The 22,983-nt window shown below is 66.5% G+C and carries 29 protein-coding genes; 17 read left to right on the top strand and 12 right to left on the bottom strand.

Annotation, left to right across the window (positions count from 1 at the left end; translation table 11 throughout):
- The first annotated feature begins 28 nt into the window (after positions 1–28).
- From BLQ28_RS03060 to BLQ28_RS03040, 6 genes are all read left to right on the top strand, one after another.
- Entirely contained in the window at positions 29–1,252 is a 1,224-nt protein-coding gene (locus BLQ28_RS03060) for an MFS transporter (RefSeq protein ID WP_093237074.1), read from the top strand.
- An 18-nt stretch (positions 1,253–1,270) separates the two neighbouring features.
- Positions 1,271–1,411 carry a hypothetical protein gene (locus BLQ28_RS32885; RefSeq protein WP_176800997.1) on the top strand — a complete coding sequence of 47 codons (141 nt, stop codon included), beginning with the start codon at positions 1,271–1,273 and terminating at the stop codon, positions 1,409–1,411.
- A gap of 26 nt (positions 1,412–1,437) precedes the next feature.
- On the top strand, positions 1,438–2,007 hold the full coding sequence (locus tag BLQ28_RS03055; protein WP_093237073.1) for a class I SAM-dependent methyltransferase: 570 nt from the start codon (positions 1,438–1,440) through the stop codon (positions 2,005–2,007).
- 43 nt (positions 2,008–2,050) lie between these two features.
- Complete coding sequence (dapA, locus tag BLQ28_RS03050; RefSeq protein WP_371126573.1) at positions 2,051–2,977, top strand: 4-hydroxy-tetrahydrodipicolinate synthase; 927 nt, start codon at positions 2,051–2,053, stop codon at positions 2,975–2,977.
- A 141-nt stretch (positions 2,978–3,118) separates the two neighbouring features.
- Positions 3,119–4,210 (top strand): outer membrane protein assembly factor BamC, encoded by a 1,092-nt coding sequence (gene bamC / locus BLQ28_RS03045; RefSeq protein ID WP_093237071.1) that lies wholly within the window; start codon positions 3,119–3,121, stop codon positions 4,208–4,210.
- A gap of 5 nt (positions 4,211–4,215) precedes the next feature.
- The gene (locus BLQ28_RS03040) at positions 4,216–4,992 is read left to right on the top strand and encodes an MBL fold metallo-hydrolase (protein WP_093237070.1); all 777 of its coding nucleotides are present in this window, start codon (positions 4,216–4,218) and stop codon (positions 4,990–4,992) included.
- Positions 4,993–5,093: 101 nt separating this feature from the next.
- Here the strand turns inward: BLQ28_RS03040 and BLQ28_RS03035 are convergent, their stop codons facing one another.
- From BLQ28_RS03035 to BLQ28_RS03025, 3 genes are all read right to left on the bottom strand, one after another.
- Positions 5,094–5,348, bottom strand: coding sequence for a hypothetical protein (locus BLQ28_RS03035; RefSeq protein ID WP_093237069.1), 255 nt, complete (start codon positions 5,346–5,348; stop codon positions 5,094–5,096).
- Positions 5,349–5,442: 94 nt separating this feature from the next.
- On the bottom strand, positions 5,443–5,943 hold the full coding sequence (locus BLQ28_RS03030) for a hypothetical protein (RefSeq protein WP_093237068.1): 501 nt from the start codon (positions 5,941–5,943) through the stop codon (positions 5,443–5,445).
- Positions 5,933–7,075 (bottom strand): JmjC domain-containing protein, encoded by a 1,143-nt coding sequence (locus BLQ28_RS03025; protein WP_093237067.1) that lies wholly within the window; start codon positions 7,073–7,075, stop codon positions 5,933–5,935. Before BLQ28_RS03025 ends, BLQ28_RS03030 begins: the two co-directional genes overlap by 11 nt.
- Positions 7,076–7,089: 14 nt before the next feature.
- Here BLQ28_RS03025 and BLQ28_RS03020 point away from each other — a divergent pair, with 14 nt between their 5' ends.
- Positions 7,090–7,614 carry an FKBP-type peptidyl-prolyl cis-trans isomerase gene (locus BLQ28_RS03020; protein ID WP_093237066.1) on the top strand — a complete coding sequence of 175 codons (525 nt, stop codon included), beginning with the start codon at positions 7,090–7,092 and terminating at the stop codon, positions 7,612–7,614.
- Between the two features lie 74 nt (positions 7,615–7,688).
- Here BLQ28_RS03020 and BLQ28_RS03015 read toward each other — a convergent pair whose 3' ends face one another.
- The 4 genes from BLQ28_RS03015 to coaBC form a co-directional block, all read right to left on the bottom strand.
- Complete coding sequence (locus tag BLQ28_RS03015; RefSeq protein ID WP_093237065.1) at positions 7,689–8,189, bottom strand: outer membrane lipoprotein; 501 nt, start codon at positions 8,187–8,189, stop codon at positions 7,689–7,691.
- A gap of 173 nt (positions 8,190–8,362) precedes the next feature.
- Positions 8,363–8,809, bottom strand: coding sequence for a dUTP diphosphatase (dut, locus tag BLQ28_RS03010; RefSeq protein WP_093237064.1), 447 nt, complete (start codon positions 8,807–8,809; stop codon positions 8,363–8,365).
- On the bottom strand, positions 8,810–9,268 hold the full coding sequence (locus tag BLQ28_RS03005) for a hypothetical protein (protein WP_093237063.1): 459 nt from the start codon (positions 9,266–9,268) through the stop codon (positions 8,810–8,812).
- The gene (coaBC, locus tag BLQ28_RS03000; protein WP_093237062.1) at positions 9,268–10,491 is read right to left on the bottom strand and encodes a bifunctional phosphopantothenoylcysteine decarboxylase/phosphopantothenate--cysteine ligase CoaBC; all 1,224 of its coding nucleotides are present in this window, start codon (positions 10,489–10,491) and stop codon (positions 9,268–9,270) included. The genes BLQ28_RS03005 and coaBC overlap by 1 nt, the downstream gene beginning before the upstream one ends.
- A gap of 123 nt (positions 10,492–10,614) precedes the next feature.
- On the opposite strand from coaBC, the gene BLQ28_RS02995 reads away from it, so the two are divergent.
- Genes BLQ28_RS02995 through BLQ28_RS02960 form a run of 8 tightly spaced genes read left to right on the top strand, consistent with a single transcriptional unit; the run spans position 10,615 to position 17,451 of the window.
- Positions 10,615–12,294, top strand: a complete 1,680-nt coding sequence (locus BLQ28_RS02995; RefSeq protein ID WP_093237061.1) for a CTP synthase — start codon at positions 10,615–10,617, stop codon at positions 12,292–12,294.
- Between the two features lie 55 nt (positions 12,295–12,349).
- Positions 12,350–13,207 carry a 3-deoxy-8-phosphooctulonate synthase gene (kdsA, locus tag BLQ28_RS02990; RefSeq protein WP_093237060.1) on the top strand — a complete coding sequence of 286 codons (858 nt, stop codon included), beginning with the start codon at positions 12,350–12,352 and terminating at the stop codon, positions 13,205–13,207.
- Positions 13,204–13,494: a DUF1330 domain-containing protein gene (locus BLQ28_RS02985; RefSeq protein WP_093237059.1), complete on the top strand. Its 291-nt coding sequence runs from the start codon at positions 13,204–13,206 to the stop codon at positions 13,492–13,494. Before kdsA ends, BLQ28_RS02985 begins: the two co-directional genes overlap by 4 nt.
- 51 nt (positions 13,495–13,545) lie before the next feature.
- Entirely contained in the window at positions 13,546–14,829 is a 1,284-nt protein-coding gene (eno, locus tag BLQ28_RS02980) for a phosphopyruvate hydratase (RefSeq protein WP_093237058.1), read from the top strand.
- A 14-nt stretch (positions 14,830–14,843) separates the two neighbouring features.
- Positions 14,844–15,122, top strand: coding sequence for a cell division protein FtsB (ftsB, locus tag BLQ28_RS02975; RefSeq protein ID WP_093237057.1), 279 nt, complete (start codon positions 14,844–14,846; stop codon positions 15,120–15,122).
- 22 nt (positions 15,123–15,144) lie between these two features.
- Entirely contained in the window at positions 15,145–15,765 is a 621-nt protein-coding gene (gene pnuC / locus BLQ28_RS02970; protein WP_093237056.1) for a nicotinamide riboside transporter PnuC, read from the top strand.
- Positions 15,762–16,433, top strand: coding sequence for an AAA family ATPase (locus BLQ28_RS02965; RefSeq protein ID WP_093237055.1), 672 nt, complete (start codon positions 15,762–15,764; stop codon positions 16,431–16,433). The genes pnuC and BLQ28_RS02965 overlap by 4 nt, the downstream gene beginning before the upstream one ends.
- A 37-nt stretch (positions 16,434–16,470) precedes the next feature.
- Positions 16,471–17,451, top strand: coding sequence for a hypothetical protein (locus BLQ28_RS02960; RefSeq protein WP_093237054.1), 981 nt, complete (start codon positions 16,471–16,473; stop codon positions 17,449–17,451).
- 45 nt (positions 17,452–17,496) lie between these two features.
- Here the strand turns inward: BLQ28_RS02960 and BLQ28_RS02955 are convergent, their stop codons facing one another.
- On the bottom strand, positions 17,497–18,495 hold the full coding sequence (locus tag BLQ28_RS02955) for an Hsp33 family molecular chaperone HslO (protein ID WP_093237053.1): 999 nt from the start codon (positions 18,493–18,495) through the stop codon (positions 17,497–17,499).
- A 37-nt stretch (positions 18,496–18,532) separates the two neighbouring features.
- On the bottom strand, positions 18,533–19,057 hold the full coding sequence (locus tag BLQ28_RS02950) for a gamma carbonic anhydrase family protein (protein WP_093237052.1): 525 nt from the start codon (positions 19,055–19,057) through the stop codon (positions 18,533–18,535).
- Between the two features lie 37 nt (positions 19,058–19,094).
- Here BLQ28_RS02950 and BLQ28_RS02945 point away from each other — a divergent pair, with 37 nt between their 5' ends.
- Both BLQ28_RS02945 and BLQ28_RS02940 read left to right on the top strand, forming a co-directional pair.
- Complete coding sequence (locus tag BLQ28_RS02945) at positions 19,095–19,907, top strand: ferritin-like domain-containing protein (protein WP_093237051.1); 813 nt, start codon at positions 19,095–19,097, stop codon at positions 19,905–19,907.
- Positions 19,904–20,590, top strand: a complete 687-nt coding sequence (locus BLQ28_RS02940) for a pentapeptide repeat-containing protein (protein WP_093237050.1) — start codon at positions 19,904–19,906, stop codon at positions 20,588–20,590. Before BLQ28_RS02945 ends, BLQ28_RS02940 begins: the two co-directional genes overlap by 4 nt.
- 2 nt (positions 20,591–20,592) lie before the next feature.
- On the opposite strand, the gene BLQ28_RS02935 is transcribed toward BLQ28_RS02940, so the two are convergent.
- The 3 genes from BLQ28_RS02935 to BLQ28_RS02925 form a co-directional block, all read right to left on the bottom strand.
- Positions 20,593–21,078, bottom strand: a complete 486-nt coding sequence (locus BLQ28_RS02935; protein ID WP_093237049.1) for a MaoC family dehydratase — start codon at positions 21,076–21,078, stop codon at positions 20,593–20,595.
- A 46-nt stretch (positions 21,079–21,124) separates the two neighbouring features.
- Entirely contained in the window at positions 21,125–22,258 is a 1,134-nt protein-coding gene (locus tag BLQ28_RS02930; protein ID WP_093237048.1) for a thiolase family protein, read from the bottom strand.
- Between the two features lie 96 nt (positions 22,259–22,354).
- Positions 22,355–22,936 carry a TetR/AcrR family transcriptional regulator gene (locus tag BLQ28_RS02925; RefSeq protein WP_093237047.1) on the bottom strand — a complete coding sequence of 194 codons (582 nt, stop codon included), beginning with the start codon at positions 22,934–22,936 and terminating at the stop codon, positions 22,355–22,357.
- Positions 22,937–22,983 lie beyond the last annotated feature (47 nt).

Genomic DNA, 22,983 nt, shown 5'->3' with positions numbered 1-22,983 from the left:
AAGCAGGCAAATCGCTACATTCAACGCCATGCAAGCCCCAGCCCCCACTCTTTCGATCAAGCAGGTCCTGATCTGCGGCGCCATGATCGTCACGCTCTCGATGGGCATCCGCCACGGTTTCGGCCTGTGGCTGCAGCCGATCACGCAGGCCCAGGACTGGAGCCGCCAGACCTTCTCGTTCGCGCTGGCGATCCAGAACCTGTCGTGGGGCATCTTCGGCGTGTTCGCCGGCATGCTGGCCGACCGCTTCGGCGCCTTCCGCGTGCTGATCGGCGGCTCGTTGCTGTATGCGCTGGGGCTGTTCGGCATGGCGCATTCGCCGACGCCGCTGCTGTTCACGCTGAGCGCGGGCGTGCTGATCGGCGCGGCGCAGGCGGGCTCGACCTACGCGGTGATCTACGGCGTGATCGGGCGGCAGATCCCGGCTGAGCGGCGCTCGTGGGCCATGGGCGTGGCGGCGGCCGCCGGCTCGTTCGGCCAGTTCCTGATGGCGCCCGTTGAAGGCCGGCTGATCGGCCACCTGGGCTGGCAGACGGCACTGGCCGTGGTGGCGGTGCTGGTGCTGGTGATCGTTCCGCTGGCCTTCGGCCTGCGCGAACCGAAGACCGCGGCCCTGGCCGGGCACCGCGAGCAATCGGTGCTGCAGGCGGTGGGCGAAGCCTTCCGCTACCCGAGCTTCGGGCTGCTGATGGCGGGCTACTTCGTCTGCGGCTTTCAGCTCGCGTTCATCGGCATCCACATGCCGACCTATCTGCGCGACAAGAGCCTGTCGGCTGACGTGGCCGGCTATGCGCTGGCGCTGATCGGGCTGTTCAATGTGTTCGGCACCTACACGGTCGGGCTGCTGGGGCAGAAGCTGGCCAAGCGCAAGATCCTTGCGGCCATCTACCTGGCGCGGGCGGTGTCGATCGCGCTGTTCCTGCTGGTGCCGATCTCGCCGCTGAGCGTCTACGTCTTCTCGGCGGCCATGGGCTTCCTGTGGCTGTCGACGGTGCCCGCGACCAATGCGATCGTGGCGGGCATCTTCGGCGTGGCGCACCTGTCGATGCTCAGCGGCTTCGTGTTCCTGAGTCACCAGGTCGGCTCGTTCCTGGGCGTGTGGCTCGGCGGCTATCTGTATGACACGACGGGCAGCTACAGCATCGTCTGGTACATCTCGATCGCGCTGGGCGTGTTCGCGGCGCTCATCAACCTACCGGTGAAGGAAAGCGCGATCGCGCGGACGCCGGGGCCGGTCGGCGCGGCGGTCTGATTGCGTACGGCGGCAGCCATGACACCTCAAATGCGCCAGCACATCGTCCACGCAGGCTGGCTCGTGGCCGCGCTGGCGGTGCTGGGCGGCGTGTTCGCGCTTTACGTGCACCCGGACTTTCTCGTGACGCTGGTCGACCAGATCTGGTCGTGCTTCTGAATACCGCTCCTGTGTTCCGCCCCGCCATGAAAGATGCAGCGCCGATGCACGGCTCGAATGCCCCTTCCGACTGGATCGTCCGCTGGTCGCACCTGCTCGCCCCTGAAGCCACCGTGCTCGACGTGGCCTGCGGCGCGGGACGGCACATGCAGTGGTTCGCGCGGCGCGGGCATGCGGCCACCGGCGTCGACCGGTCGCCCGAAGCCATCGAGGCGGCCAGCGCCTTCGGCCATGCGGTCATGGCCGACATCGAGTCCGGCCCCTGGCCCTTTCCGGGCCAGGCCTTTGGCGCGGTGATCGTCACCAACTACCTCTGGCGCCCCCGGCTGGCCGACATCGTGGCCGCCGTGGCCCCTGGCGGGGTCCTGCTGTACGAAACCTTCGCCGCCGGCAACGAAACCGTGGGGAAACCCTCGCGCGCCGACTTCCTGCTGCAGCCCGGCGAGCTGCTGGCAGCCTGCGCCGGCCTGCGCGTGGTGGCCTACGAAGACGGCTTCATGGCCGAACCGCCGCGCTTCGTGCAGCGTATTGCCGCGATCCGGCCGGGCACGTCTGCCGCTGGCGAGCCGCCCCGCCACCGCCTTAAGGGAAACTGAGGCCCCCGGGGTGGCTGTCTCGGGGGGCGCCGGAGTAAGTAGAATCGGCGCTTTCGTCCACCGACAAAGAGATTCCCCCTTGGAGCAACTGACAGGCAGCATCGTCGCTCTCGTCACGCCGATGCACGACGACGGCAGTGTCGACTACCCCGCCCTGCGGCGGCTCATCGATTGGCACATTGACGAAGGCACCGACTGCCTCGGCGTGGTCGGCACCACCGGCGAATCGCCGACGGTCGATGTCGAAGAGCACTGCGAAATCATCCGCGTCTCGGTCGAGCAGGCCAAGGGCCGCGTTCCCGTGATGGCCGGCTGCGGCGCAAACTCGACCAAGGAAGCCATCGAGCTGGCCAAGTTCGCCAAGGGCGTGGGCGCCAATTCGCAATTGCAGGTCGTGCCGTACTACAACAAGCCCACGCAAGAGGGCCAGTACCAGCACTTCAAGGCCATCGCCGAAGCCGTGGGCGACCTGCCCATCGTGCTTTACAACGTGCCCGGCCGCACCGTTGCCGATATGGCGCACGACACCGTGCTGCGCCTGGCGCAGGTGCCCGGCATCATCGGCATCAAGGAAGCCACCGGCAACATCGAACGCGCCCAGTGGCTCATTCGCGACCTGCCCAAGCACTTTGCCGTGTATTCCGGCGACGACCCGACCGCGGTCGCGCTCATGCTCTGCGGCGGCCAGGGCAACATCAGCGTCACGGCCAACATCGCGCCGCGCAAGATGCACGAGCTGTGCGTCGCGGCGCTCGCGGGCGACGTCAAGCGCGCCATGCAGATCCAGTTCGAACTGATGCCTCTGCACCGCAACCTGTTCGTCGAGCCCAACCCGATCCCGCTCAAGTGGGCCATGGCCCGGCTCGGCCTGTGCGGCGGCGCCCTGCGGTTGCCGCTCACCGAACTCGGCGAAGCGAGCCGTCCGGCGGTCGAAGGCGCCCTGCGCGCCACCGGCTTGCTGAAGAACTGAGCCCGCCTCCTCAATCCATCCCAAATCCGCCTTTACCCTGGCCTTATCAAGGTTAAGCAACCTTTTACCCGAACTGTGCTCTGAGATGGCGGGCACTGCGGCCCATAGATTGACCGAACCATTCCAACAAGGAAGACGACGTTGAAGAACCTTTCGCAACTTTCGCGATATGCACTGCTGGCCACCCTCGTTGCCAGCCTCGCCGCCTGCTCCGTGCTCGAGAGCGACAAGATCGACTACAAGAGCGCAGGCAAGGCGCCAACGCTCGAAGTCCCGCCCGACTTGTCGCAACTGTCGCGCGACAACCGCTATTCGGTGCCCGGCGGCGCAGTCACCGCCAACGCCTACCAGGCCGGCGTGGCCAATGCGCCGAGCATCCCGACCGCCGTGTCGAACATCGGCGACGTCCGCATGGAACGCGCGGGCACGCAACGCTGGATCGTCATCAACCGCACGCCCGACCAGCTCTGGGACCCGGTGAAAGACTTCTGGCAGGAAAGCGGCTTTCTGCTGACCACCGAACAGCGCAACCTCGGCATCATGGAAACCGACTGGGCCGAGAACCGCGCCAAGCTGCCGCAGGACATCATCCGCGGCACGCTGGGCAAGCTGGTCGACTCGGTCTACTCGACCGGCGAACTCGACCGCTTCCGCACCCGCCTGGAACGCACGCCGACCGGCACCGAGATCTTCATCAGCCATCGCGGCATGCAAGAGGTCTACAACAACTCGCGCCAGGACCAGACCGTCTGGCAGCCGCGCCCGAGCGACCCTGAACTCGAAACCGAATTCCTGCGCCGCCTGATGGTCAAGCTCGGCGTCTCGCAAGAGCAGTCGAAGATCCTGGCCGCAACGACCGCGCCGACCAAGACCGCCACCATCGCCAATGTGGGCGGCCAGCCGGTCGTTCAGATCAGCGAAGGCTTCGACCGCGCATGGCGCCGCGTCGGCCTGGCGCTCGACCGCACCGGCTTCACCGTCGAAGACCGCGACCGCAGCGCCGGCCTGTACTACGTCCGCTACGTGACGCCGAACCCCGAGAAGAAGGAGCCCGGCTTCTTCGGCAAGTTCTTCAGCAGCTCCAGCAAGGACGAAGCACCGATCAAGTTCCGCATCTCGGTCAAGAGCCAGGGCGAATCCAGCACCGTGGCAGTGCTGAATGAAGCCGGCGTGCCCGAGACCTCGGCCAACGCACAGCGCATCGTCAAGGTCATCGCCGACGACCTGAAGTAACCCGCATGCTGCGCTTCCGAAGCCTCGGTAGCGGCAGCACGGGCAATGCCGCGCTGGTCGAAGCGACCAGCGGCGGCCGCACCTCGCGGATGTTGATCGACTGCGGCTTCGGCCTCAAGCAGCTCGATCTGCGGCTGGCCCGGGCGGGCCTTGCCGCCAGCGACATCGATGCGGTCTTCGTCACCCACGAGCACGGCGACCACATCGGCTGTGCCCATTCGCTGTCGCGGCGAAACCGCATTCCGGTCTGGATGAGCGAGGGCACATGGCTCGCCACCGGCGGGCGCGATTTCGAGGGCCTGCTGAACCTGGCCCGCGACGACGCGGCCTTTGCCGTCGGCGACATCGAGGTTCAGCCCTTCACCGTTCCCCACGATGCGCGCGAGCCGCTGCAGCTTCGCTGCACGGACGGCAATCGCAGCCTGGGCGTGCTGACCGACCTGGGGCATGCCACGGCCCACGTGCTGGCGCGCCTGAGCGGCGTGCACGCGCTGCTGCTGGAGTTCAACCACGACAGCGACCTGCTGGCCAACTCGGCCTACCCCGCTTTCCTCAAGCTGCGCGTCGGCGGCAACTATGGGCACTTGTCGAACAACGCGGCGGCGGACATCGCGCGTGGCGTCCTTCACGACGGGCTGCGCCACGTGGTCGCGGCGCATCTGAGCGAGCAGAACAACCGGCCCGAGATCGTGCGGCGCCTGATGGCGCAGGCCCTGGGCGGCCAGGAGGCCGAGATGCTCACCGCCACGGCCGCCGAAGGCTCGCCCTGGCTGGACGTCTGAGCAAGCAAGTAAAGCCCCGGGGCGCCGCGCTCGCGCGCTTTCTCCAGCACCAATGAAAAAGCCGCCTTCTGGCGGCTTTTTGCATGCTGAACCGGTGACGCCTACTGCTTCGGCGCCTCGTTCTTCTTGGCGGCTTCCGTGGCTGCGTTCGCTGCATCCAGTGCCGATGAGGCTGCGGGCGCCGGGGTGGCGGCCGGATCGGCGGCGGGTGCGGGGGCAGGAGCTGGCGCGGGTTCGCTCACGGGTGCAGGAGGCGGCGTCACGACCGCAGGCGCGGCGTCCTCTTTCTTTCCGCAGGCGACGAGCGCGGCAGCGGCAATCAGCGAGGCAATCAGGACGGACGAGGACTTCTTCATGAGGACTCCTTTGGCAATGAAGGTCTGGAATCAAAAAATTCTAGACCTGCCTACCCGCCTGAATATGTCTCGCGGCCGCATTCGCGGCATTGGCTTACAAGCCGAGCGTCGATGCAGGAAACGCGGGCCGCCCACGGCGCCAGCACTCGTCGATGGCTTCGCGCAATGCTCTGCGGGCGCGCGGATCGGTGCCGCTCACGCCCCGGCTGCGCTCGGGGTCGATGCGATGCACGAACCATGACGGCGTCCAGATGGCGCTCGGCACCTCGGCGCCCTCGGCCTTGCCGGTCGCACGGCATTCGATGATGTGGTCCCACATGCGGCGCCACGGCACGAAGCGCGCATGGCCGCGCTCGAGAATGTCGAAGCGCTGCGCCAACAGCATCAAGCGGCGGCCGCTGGCCGACCAGGCCTGCAGCGCCTCGATGCTGGCGCGCTCGCCCAGCGGCCAGTCGGCAAAGTCGGGGTCGCTGAAAACGATTTCTTTCCAGCCCTGTTGCGCAGCGGCCGACAAGGCGCTCCGAAGAAGCGTGTCGAAGGCCTCCCGGCCGTCGAAGCGGCCTTCGGTCAACGGCGCAATGGCGTCATCCGGCATGCAGCCAGCCCGCCTCGCACCATTCGCCCAGCAGCGCCCGTGCGCCTTCGCTCGCACGGGCCAATTCGCGCGGACCGAGCTCGCGCTTGTCGGCCAGTCGACGCATCAGCGTGGCGTCGGCACCGCCTGCGCGAAAGCTCTCGCCGTTGATGTACACATGCCGCGCGTCGTAGAGCATGCGGGTGCGCCGGTCGAGCGCCACGTGCTGCATGGCATCGGGCACATCGCCGCCTTCGTCGAACCAGACGTTGGCCTTGGGCTCGGTGAGCGATTCGCCCAACGCGCGGTCGATGGCATCGGCGTCGCGCAGCGCGGCTTCGATGGCCTTGCGTGCAAAGCCCTGCAACGCGGCGGGCATGGCGGCCGGTGCCTCGACGGCCGGCTGTGCCGGGTCGCGGTAGCGCGCCAGCTCGGCGGGGCCGGCGTCTTCCAGGTCTTCCGAATAGGCTTGCGCCATGCGCGCCAGCAGGTCGGCACCGAGCTCGCCCAGCGCCGACGAACGCAGGCCGATCGAACAGGTCATGCAGTCGTCGCCCACGGCAACGCCGTCGTGGGCGTACTTGGGCGGCAGGTAGAGCATGTCGCCCGGCTCCAGCACGAAGGTCTGCTCGGGCTCGAAGTTTTCGAGGATCTTGAGCGGAACGCCGGGCTGCAGGCTCAGGTCGCTCTGCTTGCCGATCGACCAGCGGCGTCTCCCCTGCGCTTGCAGCAGAAACACGTCGTAGCTGTCGAAATGCGCGCCGACGCCACCGGTGTCGCTGGCGTAGCTGATCATCAGGTCGTCGAGGCGGGCATCGGGCAAGAAGCGGAACTGGCGCAGCAGCGCGTGCACGCCTTCGTGATGCAGGTCGACGCCCTGCACCAGTAGCGTCCAGGCGGGTTGCTTCAGGGGCGGCAAGGCGCGCCGCGGCAGCGGGCCATGCTTCAGCGACCAGCCTGTCTTGCCATGACGGATCAGGCGCGATTCGACTTCCTCGCGCTCGGCCAGCGCAAACAACGCATGGCGGTCGATCGGTGGCACCATCGCGGGAATGGCCTGGCGAACCAGCAAGGGCTTTTTCTGCCAGTACTGCCGCATGAACTGCGCGGCACTCAGGCCGCCGAGCAACGGCAGCGGTTGTGTAATCTCCATGGGAGAATTCTGCAATGGAAATCTCTGAACAATGCGTGGTCGGCTTGACCTGGACCATGAAAGACACGCTTGGCGATGTGCTGGACGTGCTCGATGAGCCGGTGGAATTCATGGTGGGCGGCGACGACCTCTTCGAGGTGATCGAGGCCGCCCTGCAAGGCCATGAGCCCGGCGCCCGCGTGCAATTGCAGGTCGAGCCCGAACAGGGCTTCGGCGACTTCAACGACCAGTTGCTCTTTCTGGAGCCACGCTCGCTGTTTCCCGAAGGCACCGAGGAAGGCATGACCTTCGACGGTTCCGCCCTGCCCAAGGGCGTGAGCGACGGCATCCCGAAGGACACGATCTACACCGTGGCCGAGATCTACCCCGACCACCTCGTGCTCGACGGCAATCATCCGCTGGCGGGCATTGCGATCCGTCTCGACATCACCGTGCGCTCGGTGCGCGAGGCGACGGAAGAAGAAGTCGGCCGTGGCACGGCAGGCACGGCCTTCTTCAAAGTACCGCCGATGGCTCCGGGCAATCAGATGCTGCACTGACGGCGTCTTGGTAGACCAACAATGAAAAAGCCGGGCAATGCCCGGCTTTTTTCGTTGCTCAGCAGCAGGCTGCTTTACATGCGCGAGAGCTGGCCGTTGTCGATGCGCACGCGGTCGCCGATGCGCAGGTCGCCCGGGCTCTGGACGTCGAAGGCGCGGTAGCCGCCACGGTCGGTCTGCACCGACACGCGATAGCTTTCATAGGCACGCGGCCCGTTCTGCTGGGCCTCGATGGAATTGCCCAGCAAGGCACCGCCCACGATGCCGAGTGCCGTGGCTGCGGCGCGTCCATTGCCACGCCCGAACTGGTTGCCCACCACGCCACCGATGACACCACCCGCAACGGCACCACCGCCCGAAGTGCCGGTACCCGCGGTTTCGCTACGAAGCACCTCGATGTTGGCCACGACGCCGTACTCGACATATTGCGCTTCGCGGTACTGGATGGCTTGCGGCGGCGCCTGGTAGGGGTAGCGCGAGGTCTGGTAGACCGGTGCCGGGGCAACGCAGGCCGTGAGCGTGGCCAGGGCCAGCACGGAAGCGGTGACGGAAACAAAGCGCATTGAAATCTTCATGTTGAGTGGCTCCTCGGATAGAACGGCGCACGAAAAATGCGCCTGCCTGTGCCTAACGCCGCAGCCAACGCCGCGATGACGCAAAAACACATGCTGAAACCTTCGAGGCAACGGGCCCTCGCGGGTTCCACTCTTTACCGGTCGGAAACTCAGGCTCTCTTCAGGTTCGCCGCTCAGTGCTTCCCTGTGGAACCGTAGCCGCCCTCGCCGCGTTGCGTGGGTGCAAATTCGGTGACCACACGAAACTGCGCCTGCACCACCGGCACGATCACCAGCTGTGCGAGCCGCTCCATCGGCTCCAGCACGAAAGGCGTGTCGCTGCGGTTCCAGGCGCTGATCTTCAGTTCGCCCTGGTAGTCGCTGTCGATCAGCCCCACCAGGTTGCCCAGCACGATGCCGTGCTTGTGGCCCAGGCCCGAGCGCGGAAGGATGAGCGCGGCGTAGGCCGGATCGTCCAGGTGGATCGCGATGCCGGTGCCCACCAGTTGCCAGCCGTTGGGCGCCAGCGTGATGGGCGCATCGAGGCAGGCCCGCAGGTCGAGGCCGGCGCTTCCGGGGGTGGCATACGCGGGCAATTGATCCACCATGCGCGGATCGAGGATACGGACGTCGACTTTCACTTACTTGCTGCCTTGCTTCTGTTGCTGTTCTCTTTGCTTGCGGGCGGCTTCTTCAAGCACCTGCTGCCACTTGGCGACGCCCGGGGTGAGCTTCACGCCCTTCAATTTCTTGCCGAACCAGAGGGCCACGCCCAGGAGCAGGACCAGCGCACTGATCGGCACGCCCGCGGCCCACAGCACCAGGAACACCACCGCGCCGACGGCGCCCAGGACCTTGAGCACCAATGGGTCGAACGCGGCGTTTTGCTGCGGGGCTTCGCTGCCCGACGATGTTTCCTGCTGCCGCATGGCGGCCGACACGGGGCCTGAACTCTGCTGGCCGGGCGCGGGCGACATGCCGACATCGAGCCCCGGTTCGCCCGGCTGCGCCGCGCGCTTGGGCAGCGCGGCCCGGGCCGAGAGCTGCTCCACGTAGCGAGCGAAATCGCCATTGGGCGGTGTGTTCGATTCGGTGTTCATCAGACCCTCCAGTCGGGAAGCCGTGCGGCGATCTCGGTCATGAGTTCGCGTGCCAGGGTGAGCTTGGGCGCGCGCGGCAGTTCGCGCACGCCGTTGGCGTCGACCAGCAGCAGCGCGTTGTCGTCCTGTCCGAAGGTCAGGGGGCCGATGTTGCCGACCAGCAGCGGAATGCCCTTGCGCTCGCGCTTGGCCTTGGCGTGTTCGGCGAGGTTCTCGCTCTCGGCCGCGAAGCCGACGCAGAACAGCTTCCTGGCCTGCGCCCGTTCGCTCTTGGCGACCGCGAGAAGGATGTCGGCGTTCTCGACGAAATGGAGCACCGGCGTCTTGCCGCTGCCGTCCTTCTTGATCTTCTGCTCGCTGTGCGTGGCCGGGCGCCAGTCGGCAACGGCGGCGGTTGCTACAAAAACGCTAGCAACCTGCGCAGCACGGACGGTCGCTTCGAGCATGTCCTGCGCTGAAAGCACGTCCACGCGCGTCACGCCGCGCGGCGTGGGCAGGTGCACCGGGCCGGCCACCACCGTGACATCGGCCCCTGCCTCGCGGGCCGCGCGGGCGATGGCAAAACCCATCTTGCCGGACGAATGGTTGGTGATGCCGCGGATCGGATCGAGCGACTCGAAGGTCGGGCCGGCGGTGACCAGCACCTTCTGCCCCGCCAGCAGCTTGGGCTGGAAGAAGGCCGTGATGTCTTCGAGCAGCTGCGCCGGTTCGAGCATGCGCCCGTCGCCGGTCTCGCCGCAGGCCTGCCAGCCGCTGCCCACGCCCAGCACGGTCGCGCCATCGGCCGAGACCTGCATCAGGTTGCGCTGGGTGGCGGGGTGGGCCCACATCTCGCGGTTCATGGCGGGCGCGATCAGCAGCGGCACGCGGTCCGTGGGGCGGGCCAGGCACATCAGGCTCAACAGGTCGTCGGAGCGCCCCTGCACCAGCCGCGCGATGAAGTCTGCGCTGCAGGGCGCCAGCACGATCGCATCGGCCTCACGGCTCAGGTTGATGTGCGGCATGTTGTTGGGCTCGCGGGTGTCCCACTGCGAGGTGTAGACGGTACGGCCCGAAAGCGCCTGCATGGTCACCGGGGTGATGAACTGCTCCGCTGCCTCTGTCATGACGACCTGGACCGTGGCGCCCGCCTTCACGAACAGCCGGCACAGCTCGGCCGACTTGTAGCAGGCGATGCCCCCCGTGAGGCCCAGGACGATGTGTTTGCCGGCGAGATCTTGCATGGGCCGTATTGTTGCTCACATGTCATAGAACAAATGGCAACAAGCCCTTGGCGGAAAGTGTCGCAAGGGGCACACCTATAATCGCAATTTCCCACTGCCCGGATTCACGTGTCCGGAACTGGCATGACCAAATTTGTCTTCGTCACCGGTGGTGTCGTATCTTCCCTTGGCAAGGGAATCGCCTCCGCCTCGCTCGCCGCGATCCTCGAATCGCGCGGCCTCCAAGTCACCCTCATCAAGCTCGATCCGTACATCAATGTCGACCCCGGCACGATGTCGCCCTTCCAGCATGGCGAGGTGTTCGTCACCGATGACGGCGCAGAAACCGACCTCGACCTCGGCCACTACGAGCGCTTCATCAACACGCGGATGCGCAAGGCCAACAACTTCACGACCGGCCAGATCTACAAGACCGTGCTCGAGAAAGAGCGCCGCGGCGACTACCTCGGCAAAACGGTGCAGGTGATCCCGCACATCACCAACGAAATCCAGGAATACATCAAGCGCGGCGCCGGCATCGGCACGGCGCACGAGGTGGACGTGGCCATCGTCGAGATCGGCGGCACCGTGGGCGACATCGAGTCGCTGCCCTTCCTGGAAGCCGTGCGCCAGATGAGCCTGCGCATGGGTCCGAACAACTCGGCCTTCGTGCACCTCTCGTACGTGCCCTGGATCGCCGCCGCCGGCGAGCTCAAGACCAAGCCCACCCAGCACACCGCCAAGGAACTGCGCGCCATCGGCATCCAGGCCGACGCCCTGCTGTGCCGCGCTGACCGCCCGATTCCCGACGACGAACGCGCCAAGATCTCGCTGTTCTCGAACGTGCCCGAATGGGGCGTGATCTCGATGTGGGACGTGGACACCATCTACAAGGTGCCCCGCATGCTGCACGAACAGGGCCTGGACGGCCTGATCTGCGACAAGCTGCGCATCAACACCCCGCCCGCCAAGCTGCAGCGCTGGGACGACCTGGTCTACGAAGTCGAGCATCCGCAGCAAGAGGTGTCGATTGCCATGGTCGGCAAGTACGTCGACCTGTCGGACAGCTACAAGTCGCTCAACGAAGCCCTGCGCCACGCCGGCATGAAGAACCATGCGCGCGTGAAGATCGACTACATCGACTCCGAGACCATCTCGGCGCAAGACGTATCGCGCCTGGCCAAGTACGACGCCATCCTGGTGCCCGGCGGCTTCGGCCAGCGCGGTGTCGAAGGCAAGATCTCGGCCGCTCGCTTCGCCCGCGAAGGCAAGGTGCCCTACCTGGGCATCTGCCTGGGCATGCAGGTCGCCACCATCGAATACGCGCGCCACGTGGCGGGCCTGAAGAACGCCAACAGCACCGAGTTCGACCCCGAGACGCCCACCCCCGTGATCGCGCTGATCACCGAGTGGAAGGACCGCGACGGCACCGTGAAGACGCGCGACGAGAAGTCCGACCTCGGCGGCACCATGCGCCTGGGCGCGCAGAGCTCCGACGTGGCGGCCGGCACGCTGGCGCACAGCATCTACGGCGACGTGGTCACCGAGCGCCATCGCCATCGCTACGAAGCCAACGTCAACTACCTCGACGAGCTGCGTGCCGCCGGCCTCGTGATCTCGGCGCTCACGCAGCGCGAGCACCTGACCGAAATCGTCGAGCTGCCGCAGGACGTGCACCCGTGGTTCATGGGCGTGCAGTTCCACCCCGAGTTCAAGTCGACGCCGTGGGGCGGCCACCCGCTGTTCAACGCCTTCATCAAGGCCGCGCTCGATCACAAGGACAAGGGTGCGGGCAGCACCAAGACACTGAAGGCCGTCGCATGAGCCGCCGGGCCGCTCCCAGGGCGAATACCGTAGTGCGAAGCACGGAGGCATCCCAATGAAACTTTGCGGATTCGACATCGGGCTCGACCAGCCCTTCTTCCTGATCGCCGGCCCCTGCGTGGTCGAATCCGAGCAGCTGCAGATGGACACCGCCGGCACGCTGAAAGAAATCACCTCGGCGCTGGGCATCCCGTTCATCTTCAAGAGCAGCTTCGACAAGGCCAACCGCTCGTCGGGCACCAGCTTTCGCGGCCCCGGCCGCGACAAGGGCCTCGAGATCCTCGCGAAGGTGAAGCGCGAACTCGGCCTGCCCGTGCTGACCGACGTCCATACCCTCGAGGACATCACCGAGGCCGCCAAGGTGGTCGACGTGCTGCAGACGCCCGCCTTCCTGTGCCGCCAGACCGACTTCATCTACGCCGCGGCGCAGTCGGGCAAGCCGGTCAACATCAAGAAGGGCCAGTTCCTCGCGCCGCACGACATGAAGAACGTGATCGACAAGGCACGCGCAGCCGCCAAGGAAGCCGGCCTCGACCAGGACAGCTTCATGGCCTGCGAACGCGGTGCCAGCTTCGGCTACAACAACCTCGTGTCGGACATGCGTTCGCTCGCGATCATGCGCGAGACGCAGGCGCCGGTGGTGTTCGACGCAACCCACTCGGTGCAACTGCCGGGCGGCCAGGGCACGACCTCGGGCGGCCAGCGCGAAATGGTGCCAGTGCTCTCGCGCGCGGCCGTGGCGGTCGGCGTGGCGGGCCTCTTCATGGAAACCCACCCGGACCCCGCACACGCCATGAGCGACGGCCCCAACGCCGTGCCGCTCAAGCACATGAAGGCCCTGCTCGAAACGCTGCTGGCGCTCGACCGGGTCACCAAGAAAAACGGCTTTCTAGAGGACAGTTTTCAAGCATGAGCAGCGGATACGTCATCGCCCACGTCGAGGTCACGAACCCGACGCAGTACGAGGAATACAAGAAGTGGTCCAGCGTCGCGATGCAGGCGCATGGCGCCGAAGTCTGCGTGCGCGGCGGCCAGATCCAGCCGCTCGAGGGCGACTGGAAGCCGACCCGCGTGGTCGTGCTCAAATTCCCCAGCTTCGAGAAGGCCAAGGCCTTCTACGACACGCCCGAATACCTCAAGGCCCGCGAAGCGCGTGCCGGCGCCGCCATCATGAACATGATCGCGGTCGAAGGTCTTTGATCCCGTTTTTGCAAGCGAACTCCCAAAGAGACCCAGAGAGAAAGACAAAAGATGAGTGCAATCGTTGACATCGTCGGCCGCGAAATTCTCGACAGCCGAGGCAACCCCACCGTCGAGTGCGACGTGCTGCTCGAATCGGGCACCATGGGCCGCGCGGCCGTGCCCTCGGGCGCATCGACCGGTTCGCGCGAAGCCATCGAGCTGCGCGACGGCGACAAGAGCCGCTACCTCGGCAAGGGCGTGCTCAAGGCGGTGGAGAACATCAACACCGAGATCTCGGAAGCCGTGCTCGGCCTGGACGCCAGCGAACAGGCCTTCCTCGATCGCACGATGATCGACCTCGACGGCACCGACAACAAGGGCCGCCTGGGTGCCAACGCCACCCTCGCCGTCTCGATGGCCGTGGCACGTGCCGCGGCCGAAGAATCGGGCCTGCCGCTGTACCGCTACTTCGGCGGCATGGGCGGCATGCAGCTGCCGGTGCCGATGATGAACGTCATCAACGGTGGCGCGCACGCCAACAACAGCCTCGACCTGCAGGAGTTCATGATCATCCCCGTGGGCGCCAAGAGCTTCCGCGAGGCCGTGCGCTATGGCGCCGAAGTGTTCCATGCCCTGAAGAAGATCCTGGGCGACCGCGGCATCAGCACGGCGGTCGGCGACGAAGGCGGCTTTGCCCCCAGCGTCGAAAGCCATGAAGCAGCGATCCAGCTGATCCTCGAAGCCATCGACAAGGCCGGCTACGTTGCAGGCGAGCAGATCGCCCTGGGCCTCGATTGCGCGGCCAGCGAGTTCTACAAGGACGGCAACTACGTGCTGTCCGGCGAGAACCTCACGCTGTCGGCCGGCAACTGGGTCGACATGCTGTCGACCTGGGTCGACAAGTACCCAATCATCAGCATCGAAGACGGCATGCACGAAGGCGACTGGGACGGCTGGAAGCTGCTCACCGACCGCCTGGGCAAGCGCGTGCAGCTGGTGGGCGACGACCTGTTCGTCACCAACACCAAGATCCTGCAAGAGGGCATCGACAAGGGCATCGCCAACTCGATCCTGATCAAGATCAACCAGATCGGCACGCTGACCGAAACCTTCGCCGCCATCGAGATGGCCAAGCGCGCGGGCTACACGGCCGTCATTTCGCACCGCTCGGGCGAAACCGAAGACAGCACCATCGCCGACATCGCGGTGGGCACCAACGCCGGCCAGATCAAGACCGGCTCGCTGTCGCGCTCGGACCGCATCGCCAAGTACAACCAGTTGCTGCGCATCGAAGAAGACCTCGGCGACATCGCCAGCTACCCCGGCCGCGGCGCCTTCTACAACCTGAAGTAGGCCCGGCCTGCTGCATGCGCGCGCGTTTCGTTCCACCCGTCATCCTGCTGCTTCTGCTGGCCGTCCTGCAATGGCAGCTGTGGAACGGGCGCGGCAGCGTGCGCGACGTGCAGCAGCTGCAGACCAAGCTGGCCGACCAGAAAGAGGCCAACGCCAAGGCGGCGCTGAACAACGAGCGCCTGACCTCCGAGGTCAACGACCTCAAGGACGGCCTCGAAATGGTCGAAGAGCGTGCGCGAGCGGAACTCGGCATGGTCAAACCGAACGAAGTGTTCGTACAGATCGCGCACTGACCCCTCACCACTTCGCCCGCTGATGCCCGAGCTTCTCTCGGCCCCCGCCTTCGCGCTCTGGGGCTCCCCTGTCAGCTGGCTCGAACTCGTCGCTGCCGTCCTGGCGCTGGCCATGGTCGGCTGCAACATGCGCGAGATCCACTGGGGATGGCCGCTGGCCATCGTCAGCTCGCTGCTCTATGTGGTGGTTTTCGCCAAGGCACGCATCTACGGCGATGCCTCGCTCCAGGTCTTCTTTGCACTCGTGGCGCTCTGGGGCTGGTCGCAATGGCTGCGCGGCCACCGCGCCGACGGCGGCGCGCTGCGGGCCAGCCGGCTGTCGCCGCGCGGCATCGCGCTCACGCTGGTGGCCTGCGCGCTGGCGTGGCCCGCGGTCGCCCTCTTCCTTCGCCGCTTCACCAACACCGACGTGCCCTGGTGGGACGGCTTCGCCACCGGCCTGAGCCTGGTCGGGCAGTTCCTGCTCGGGCGCAAGTTCATCGAGAACTGGCTGATCTGGCTTGCCGTGAACCTGGTGAGCGTGGGCCTGTTCATCCACAAGGGCCTGTGGCTCACGGTCGGCCTCTACGCGGTTTTTGCCGTGCTCAGCGTGGCCGGCTACCTTGCATGGCGGCAACGCCTGCCGCAGGCGGTGCGCGCATGACGCCCACGCTGCCGACCGGCCTGGTCATCGCGGTGCTCGGTGCCGAGAGCACGGGCAAGACCGCGCTGGCCACGGCGCTGGTGCAGCGCCTGCGGGAGCGCGGCATTCCGGCGACGATGGTCGGCGAATACCTGCGCGAATGGTGCGAGCGCGAGGGCCGCACACCGCGCCCCGACGAGCAACAAGCCATCGCCGACGAGCAGACCCGCCGCATCGATGCCGCCGCCGCCACGGGCGTCGTGGTGGCCGACACCACGGCCCTGATGACCGCCGTCTACAGCGAGCAACTGTTCGACGACCGCTCGCTCTACGCCGACGCGCTGGCCGCGCAACGGCGCTGCGCCATCACGCTGCTGACGGCGCTCGACATCCCCTGGGTTGCCGACGACATGCGCGACGGCCCGCACGCGCGCCAGCCGACCGACAGGCTGGTGCGTGCCGCGCTCACGGGCGCCGGGTTGTCGTTCGCCGTGGTGCATGGCATCGGTGGCGAACGGCTGGCCAGTGCATGGAACGCCATCAATGCCATCGCCGGCAGCGAAGGCCGTGCACGGGCACGCGGCCGGGCGGACGCGAAGCCCGCCTCGTGGTCATGGCCTTGCGAGAAATGCTCCGACCCGGAATGCGAACATCGGCTTTTCACAGACCTGATCGGACGGCGCGAGTAACCATCGACGGCCTGCCGACGCCTCTTCCGGAGACCTAATGCCCTTGCGCCCCGCGACGTCCTTCTTCCTGCCCGCCTTCATCTTCTCCACGCTGCTGGCAACCAACGCAGCCACTGCAGCGCCCGTTGCGGCCACCGTCGAGAACGGCACCACCCCCACGGCTTGCGCCGAAGAAGACAACGTGTCGATGGTGCTGCGCGGCGATGGCATCCGCCGCATGCGCATCGAAGCGTTGCAGCCCGACTACCTGGACAAGATCGGCAACGACGTCACCGCGCCCGATTTCTCGGGCTGCAATTTCGACGGCGGCGCGCATCCCACCGACCCGGCCCACCACTTCAAGAAGCGCACCGTGGTGCTGCTCGACAACGCCGAGTGGCGCATCGTCGGCATGACGCTGCCGACCTTCTGGCGGCCGCAGCGCGTGCCGGTGCAGGTGGGTGCGCGCAGCGATCGCGGCTTTCATCTGCTGCAGGTGTTCAAGAAAGAAAACGGCAAGGCGCTCGAGGTCATCGTGCTCTATCCGTCCGATGGCTACTGGCGGCTCAAGCCGTTGCCGGATGCGCGGTTTGGCGACGGCGCCTATGGCTCGTCGTTCCTGCTCGGCCCGGTCGAGCAGGCTGGCCGGCCGGTGGTCGACATCGCGTCCATCCGCGTCGTGCCGAAGCCGCTGGCGATCCACTTGCGCTTCACCCATGGTGGCAGTGCGGTGGCGCGTGTCGACGAGATCAGCCGTACCCGCACCGCACTCGATGTGTCGCTTTCAACGCCGACCGCGAGCACGCAGCCTTTCGCCGTGCTGCGCTCGATGTACGTCGCGGCGGACAACGCGGACATGAGTGAAGTGCGCTGGCAAGAGTCGCAGGATGCGGCATCGCAGGCCAGCCCGCTGCCGGAAGTGAAGTCGCTCAAGGCAACGCAGGTGCGCTTCGGGCGAAGCCTGCCTTCGAAGCACAACACGAGTGCACCCGACATCGAGTTCAGCGGCTTCGACAACGAGGCCGGCCCGCGCCATTGAGGCGGCAAGAAAAGGCAGGCCGACGCAAGGGCCGGCTGCTGCCTGTTATTGAACGATCGGGCTGCCCGGAATCTGCTCGGTTGGCGGCCTGAAGATCTGCGCCGCATCGATCGCGTCGAAGCGGTACTGCTTGCCGCAGAAATCGCAGCCGACTTCGATGTCGCCGCGCTCGGCGAGGATCTCTTCGGCTTCTTCGGCACCCAGTCCGCGGATCATCTGCGCCACGCGCTCACGTCCGCAGGTGCAGGCGAAGTGCGGGCCCAACAGGCCGGCCTGCGGCTCGAAGCGCAGCAGCTTTTCTTCCCAGAACAGACGGCGAAGAATGGTCTCGATGTCGAGCGTGAGCAGCTCGTCGCGCGTCAGGCTCGACGCAAGGATCGAGATGCGGTTGTAGTCCTCGTTCAGGCCGATCTGGTCTTCGTTGGCCTGGTCGCGGTCCTTGTCCGACGTGCCTTCGAGGTTGCCCTCGCCCTTCACCGGCAGGCGCTGGATCAGCAGGCCGGCGGCCACCTTGTCGTCGGCCGCCAGCACCAGCGTGGTGTCGAGCTGTTCGCTCTGCAACATGTAGTGCTGCAGCACGTCACTCAGCTTGCCCAGCTTCTCGCCGTTGTCGTCGAACAGCGGCACCACGCCCTGGTACGGCGTCGCGCCCGGCAGCTTGTCCTTGGGGTCGAGCGTGATCGCGCAGCGGCCCTTGTTGTTCACGTTGACCATGTCGGGCAGGCGCGCATCTGCAGGCAGGTCGCCGATCACCTTGGCGGTGGCGCGCAGGCTCAGGTCGGGCTTGGCCTCGGCCACGGCCACCTTGACCGGACCGTCGCCGAAGATCTGCAGGATCAGCGCGCCGTTGAACTTGATGTTCGACTGCATCAGCGTGGCCGCGGCCGTCATTTCGCCGAGCAGTTCGGCCACTGGCGGCGGGTACGGGCCGGTGGCGGTGTTGGAGGCGCGCCGCGCAAGGATCTCCTGCCACGCATCTGTCAGGCGCACGATCATGCCGCGCACCGGCAGGCCATCGAACAGGAATTTGTGCAGCTCGCTCAAAACGTTTTCTTTCTCTGTGTGCCCAAGACCGAACTGGTCAGGCAATCTTTTTGAGGCCCTTCGCGAAGCGATGGGCGTTTTCCACATAGTGCTCGGCGCTCTGGCGCAGCCGGGCGGCGGCCGCATCGTCAAGCGTGCGCACCACCTTGGCGGGCGAGCCGATGATGAGGGAGTTGTCTGGAAACTCCTTGCCCTCCGTCACGACGCTGCCGGCGCCAACGATCGAATTGCGGCCGATCTTCGCGTTATTCAAGACCACCGCCTGGATGCCGATCAGCGAGTTGTCGCCGATGGTGCAGCCATGCAGCATCACCTGGTGGCCCACGGTGACGTTGTCGCCGATGGTCAGCGGGCAGCCGATGTCGGCGTGCAGCACCGACAGATCCTGGACGTTGCTGTTGCGCCCGATGGTCAGCGTCTCGGTGTCGCCGCGCAGCACGGCGCCAAACCATACGCTCGCGTTCTCGGCCAGCTTGACGTTGCCCATGACCTGCGCGCTGTCGGCCACCCATGCGCCGTTGCCGAGCGTCGGCGCAACGCCGTCCAATTCATAAATCGCCATCGTGGTTGTCTCCGGGGGCAAAACTAGAATTGTAGGGATGCACCCCCGATTGAGCGCGCTGGCCGCGCTGCGACTGACCGACCCCGAACAGAAGGTGGCTGCAACGCGCGCCATTTCTTCGCATGGCGCTACCGATTCCATAGCAACCGACCCGATTCGCACCGCGGGCGACGACACCGGCGTGCCGGGCCGCCCCGACAAGCCGGAGCGCGTGTCGGCCACCGCCGTGCAGAAGCGCTCGCCCTTCACGCCCGACGGCCGTGCCGCGCTGATCCATTCGATCTGCCACATCGAGTTCAACGCGATCAATCTCGCGCTCGACGCCGTGTGGCGCTACGACGGCATGCCCGAGGCCTACTACCGCGACTGGCTTCGCGTGGCCGACGAAGAGGCGCTGCACTTCACGCTGCTGCATGCGCACCTGCAGGACATGGGCTGGCGCTATGGCGACTTTCCGGGCCACGACGGCCTCTGGAACATGTGCGAGAAGACGAAAGACGACGTGCTCGCCCGCATGGCGCTGGTACCGCGCACGCTGGAGGCGCGCGGGCTCGACGCCACGCCGCTGATCCAGGCCAAGCTCAAGCGCGTGAACACGCCCGATGCGCTGCGCGCGGTCGAGATCCTCGACATCATCCTGCGCGACGAAGTGGGCCACGTGGCCATCGGCAACCACTGGTATCGATGGCTGTGCGAGCGCGCGGGTATCGACCCCGAAGCCACCTACCCGGCACTGGTCGCGCACTACGATGCGCCGCGCCACAAGCCGCCTTTCAACCTCGAAGCACGCAGTCGGGCGGGCTTCAGCCCCGAAGAACTTCGTGCACTGACCGACTCCCGCCCCGAATGAGCCATGTGATTTCCGACCAGACCTGGTCGCGCCCCGACCTGCTGGCCTGCCTGCAAGACCGCAAGGGCCCCGAGCCCCTGCATTTCGAACGCTGCGATTTCGAAGGCGCCGACCTGTCGCGGCTCGACCTGCGCAGCGCGCAGTTCATGCTGTGCAACTTCGCCGAAGCCTCATTCGACCGCGCCCTGCTGTCGGACACCCGCTGGGCCGGGTGCAGGGCGCGCCAAGCCGACTTTGGCCTGGCAGACCTGACGAACGCGCGCTTTCAGGACTGCGACCTCAACAACACGCAGTGGTCGCGCGCCAAGCTGGCCTCGGCCTTCTTCACCGGCGTGAAGCTCACGGGCGCGCACTTCGGCGAAGTGTCGGCACTGGGCATCGGCTTCAAGGATTCGCTGCTGGTCGACGCGCACCTGCGCGGCATGTCGTTTCGCAAGCAGACGCTCGAACAGCTCGACTTCTCCGAAGCCGACCTGTCGGGCTGCGATTTCCGCGAGGCTGTGTTCGAAGGCGGCAGCTTGCGCAACGCACACCTGAAACTCGCGCGCTTCGAAGGCGCCGACTTGCGCGAGGTCGATCTCGGCGGGCTGCGGCTCGCAAACGCGGCCCAGTTCAAGGGCGCGACCATCTCGCACCGGCAGGCGGCTTCGCTGGTCGAGGAACTGGGCCTGCGCGTGGTCTGAACTCAGGCCGAGGCTGGTGCCGGCCTGCTGTGCACCACCAGCTTCGGCGTGAAGTACTGAAGCACCTCGCCGCGCTGGTTGCGCGTCTGGCAACGCATCGTGACCATCGCGCGGCCGGGCTTGGAGCGCGAAGGCACGATGTCGACCACTTCGCTCACCACATGCAGCACGTCGCCCGGCCGCGTGGGCTTGGGCCACTGCAGCTCGCCGCCGGAGCCGATGATGCCGTCGGCCAGCGGAATACCGCTGTCGACCAGCAGCTTCATCGTGAGTGCCGCCGTGTGCCAGCCGCTCGCCGCGAGGCCGCCGAAGAAGGTGCTCTTTGCGGCCTCTTCATCGGTGTGAAAAGGCTGCGGATCGAACTGCAGCGCAAAGGCCTTGATCTGCGCCACGTCGAGCAGGTGTTCACCGCTTTGGAAGCGGTCGCCGACCGACAGGTCTTCGAGGTACAGCGATCGCTTCGCGCCCGCTTCAGGGAGTGCAGCCATGGAGGTTCCTTGTTGTTCCTGCCGGCATTTTCGATCGAACCCGGCCTCAGACGCTCTCGAGGATGGTCGCGATGCCCTGCCCGCCGCCGATGCATTGCGTCGCCAGTGCATAGCGGCCCTTCTCGCGTGCCAGCAGCGACGCCGCCTTGCCCGTGATGCGCGCGCCCGTCGCACCCAGCGGATGGCCGATGGACAGGCCGCCGCCATCGAGGTTGATCTTCGCCGGATCGAGTCCCAGGTCGCGGATGCAGGCCAGCGCCTGCGACGAGAAGGCTTCGTTGATCTCGATCACATCGAGGTCCGATGCGCTCAGGCCCGCGCGTGCCAGCGCCTTGCGCGTCGCGGGAATCGGGCCGATGCCCATGATGGCCGGATCGACGCCCACGGTCGCGAACGAACGGATGCGCGCCAGCGCCTGCAGGCCGTGCTTCGCGGCGAAGGCATCGCTGGTGACCAGCACCACGGCCGCGCCATCGGTCAGCGGTGATGACGTGCCGGCCGTCACCACGCCGTCCGGGCGGAAGGCGGGCTTGAGGTTCGCCAGTGCTTCGGCCGAGGTCGTGGGGCGGATGCAGCCATCGGCATCGATCACCTCGCCCGACGCCAGGCGCACCGGCACGATCTCGCCGGCCAGGCGGCCTTCGGCGCGTGCGGCGGCGGCCTTGCGGTGCGACTCGACCGCGAAGGCTTCCTGGTCGGCACGGCTCACGCTCCAGCGCTGCGCAACGTTCTCGGCGGTTTCGCCCATCGAGATGTAGGCATCGGTATTGGCCAGCAGCTCGGGGCTGGGAGAGAAGTTGAAGCCGCCCTGCGGCACCATCGTCATCGACTCCACGCCCACGCACAGGAAAGCGTCGCCCATGCCCGCCTCGATCTGCGCGGCGGCGATGTGCACGGCCTGCATCGACGAGCCGCAGAAGCGGTTGACCGTCATGCCGCCCACTTCATGCGGCAGGCCCGCGAGCAGCCCGACGATGCGCGCCAGGTTGTTGCCCTGCGAGGCCTCGGGGTACGCGCAGCCCAGGATGATGTCTTCGAGCAGCGCGGGGTCGAGGTCGGTGCGCTTCAGCAGGCCACTGACCACGCCGGCGGCCAGCGTGTCGGGCCGGACTTCGGCCAGCGCGCCCTTCTTCGAGAAATGGAAGGGCGAGCGGGCGTACGCGGAAATGACGGCTTTCATGAGAACTCTCCTTGGTGCATTTACCTACCATCCAATCGGTAGGTTTCGAGGTCAAAAAATAGGCACGCCCCGCGTGCCTGCGATACAGCCTGGCCGTCAGCCGGGCAACGAACTCTTCAGTTGTGCGATGGCCTCGTCGAAGTCTTCGACTCGCCCCGTCATGCGCGAGCTGATCAGCGCCCCTTGGCAGACCGAGAACACATAGGCGGCCAGCGACGCAACCGACCTGCCCTTCCCGCGCGAGGGCGCGGGTGCCAGCGCGCCCAGCACGCCGGTGAGCCACATCACCTGCGTGTTGCGCAGCTCCTGCACCGCCTGGCGCAGGTCTTCGTTGATGCATTCCCAGCCCGGTGCCAATGCCCCGGCCGGGCACACGCCCGAGCCGGCGCGCAGCGTGTTGCGGTACATGCGGAAATAGGATTCGAGCGCGTCTTTCGGCTCGCGTGCCCGTGCCGCGTCCCAGTCCTTGAAGAACTGGGTGGCCTGGCGGATCACGGCCACACCCAATGCTTCCTTGGTCGGGAAGTGGTGGTACAGGCTGGCCTTGCGGATGCCGACCGCGTCGGCCACGTCCTGGAAGCTGAAGCCCAGGTACGAGCGCGTTTCGATGAGCTTGCGCGCAACCCCGAGAATCTGGTCGCGGGTGCTGCCGGTGGCAAGGGCTGTGGCGCTGGTCATCTACCTACTATAAGGTAGGGAACATCCCACCACAAGCCGAGGTGTCA

This window comes from Variovorax sp. EL159, assembly GCF_900100965.1.
GTDB lineage: Bacteria > Pseudomonadota > Gammaproteobacteria > Burkholderiales > Burkholderiaceae_C > Variovorax.
Note: the sequence above shows the minus strand (reverse complement) of the source record. Positions and strands in the feature narration are given on the sequence as shown.

Coding starts and splice junctions, on each gene's coding strand:
- BLQ28_RS03060 (WP_093237074.1), top strand. CDS start 29: ATGCAAGCCCCAGCCCCCACTCTTTCGATCAAGCAGGTCCTGATCTGC.
- BLQ28_RS32885 (WP_176800997.1), top strand. CDS start 1,271: ATGACACCTCAAATGCGCCAGCACATCGTCCACGCAGGCTGGCTCGTG.
- BLQ28_RS03055 (WP_093237073.1), top strand. CDS start 1,438: ATGAAAGATGCAGCGCCGATGCACGGCTCGAATGCCCCTTCCGACTGG.
- BLQ28_RS03040 (WP_093237070.1), top strand. CDS start 4,216: ATGCTGCGCTTCCGAAGCCTCGGTAGCGGCAGCACGGGCAATGCCGCG.
- BLQ28_RS03035 (WP_093237069.1), bottom strand. CDS start 5,348: ATGAAGAAGTCCTCGTCCGTCCTGATTGCCTCGCTGATTGCCGCTGCC.
- BLQ28_RS03030 (WP_093237068.1), bottom strand. CDS start 5,943: ATGCCGGATGACGCCATTGCGCCGTTGACCGAAGGCCGCTTCGACGGC.
- BLQ28_RS03025 (WP_093237067.1), bottom strand. CDS start 7,075: ATGGAGATTACACAACCGCTGCCGTTGCTCGGCGGCCTGAGTGCCGCG.
- BLQ28_RS03020 (WP_093237066.1), top strand. CDS start 7,090: ATGGAAATCTCTGAACAATGCGTGGTCGGCTTGACCTGGACCATGAAA.
- BLQ28_RS03015 (WP_093237065.1), bottom strand. CDS start 8,189: ATGAAGATTTCAATGCGCTTTGTTTCCGTCACCGCTTCCGTGCTGGCC.
- BLQ28_RS03005 (WP_093237063.1), bottom strand. CDS start 9,268: ATGAACACCGAATCGAACACACCGCCCAATGGCGATTTCGCTCGCTAC.
- coaBC (WP_093237062.1), bottom strand. CDS start 10,491: ATGCAAGATCTCGCCGGCAAACACATCGTCCTGGGCCTCACGGGGGGC.
- BLQ28_RS02995 (WP_093237061.1), top strand. CDS start 10,615: ATGACCAAATTTGTCTTCGTCACCGGTGGTGTCGTATCTTCCCTTGGC.
- kdsA (WP_093237060.1), top strand. CDS start 12,350: ATGAAACTTTGCGGATTCGACATCGGGCTCGACCAGCCCTTCTTCCTG.
- BLQ28_RS02985 (WP_093237059.1), top strand. CDS start 13,204: ATGAGCAGCGGATACGTCATCGCCCACGTCGAGGTCACGAACCCGACG.
- eno (WP_093237058.1), top strand. CDS start 13,546: ATGAGTGCAATCGTTGACATCGTCGGCCGCGAAATTCTCGACAGCCGA.
- ftsB (WP_093237057.1), top strand. CDS start 14,844: ATGCGCGCGCGTTTCGTTCCACCCGTCATCCTGCTGCTTCTGCTGGCC.
- pnuC (WP_093237056.1), top strand. CDS start 15,145: ATGCCCGAGCTTCTCTCGGCCCCCGCCTTCGCGCTCTGGGGCTCCCCT.
- BLQ28_RS02965 (WP_093237055.1), top strand. CDS start 15,762: ATGACGCCCACGCTGCCGACCGGCCTGGTCATCGCGGTGCTCGGTGCC.
- BLQ28_RS02960 (WP_093237054.1), top strand. CDS start 16,471: ATGCCCTTGCGCCCCGCGACGTCCTTCTTCCTGCCCGCCTTCATCTTC.
- BLQ28_RS02950 (WP_093237052.1), bottom strand. CDS start 19,057: ATGGCGATTTATGAATTGGACGGCGTTGCGCCGACGCTCGGCAACGGC.
- BLQ28_RS02945 (WP_093237051.1), top strand. CDS start 19,095: ATGCACCCCCGATTGAGCGCGCTGGCCGCGCTGCGACTGACCGACCCC.
- BLQ28_RS02940 (WP_093237050.1), top strand. CDS start 19,904: ATGAGCCATGTGATTTCCGACCAGACCTGGTCGCGCCCCGACCTGCTG.
- BLQ28_RS02935 (WP_093237049.1), bottom strand. CDS start 21,078: ATGGCTGCACTCCCTGAAGCGGGCGCGAAGCGATCGCTGTACCTCGAA.
- BLQ28_RS02930 (WP_093237048.1), bottom strand. CDS start 22,258: ATGAAAGCCGTCATTTCCGCGTACGCCCGCTCGCCCTTCCATTTCTCG.
- BLQ28_RS02925 (WP_093237047.1), bottom strand. CDS start 22,936: ATGACCAGCGCCACAGCCCTTGCCACCGGCAGCACCCGCGACCAGATT.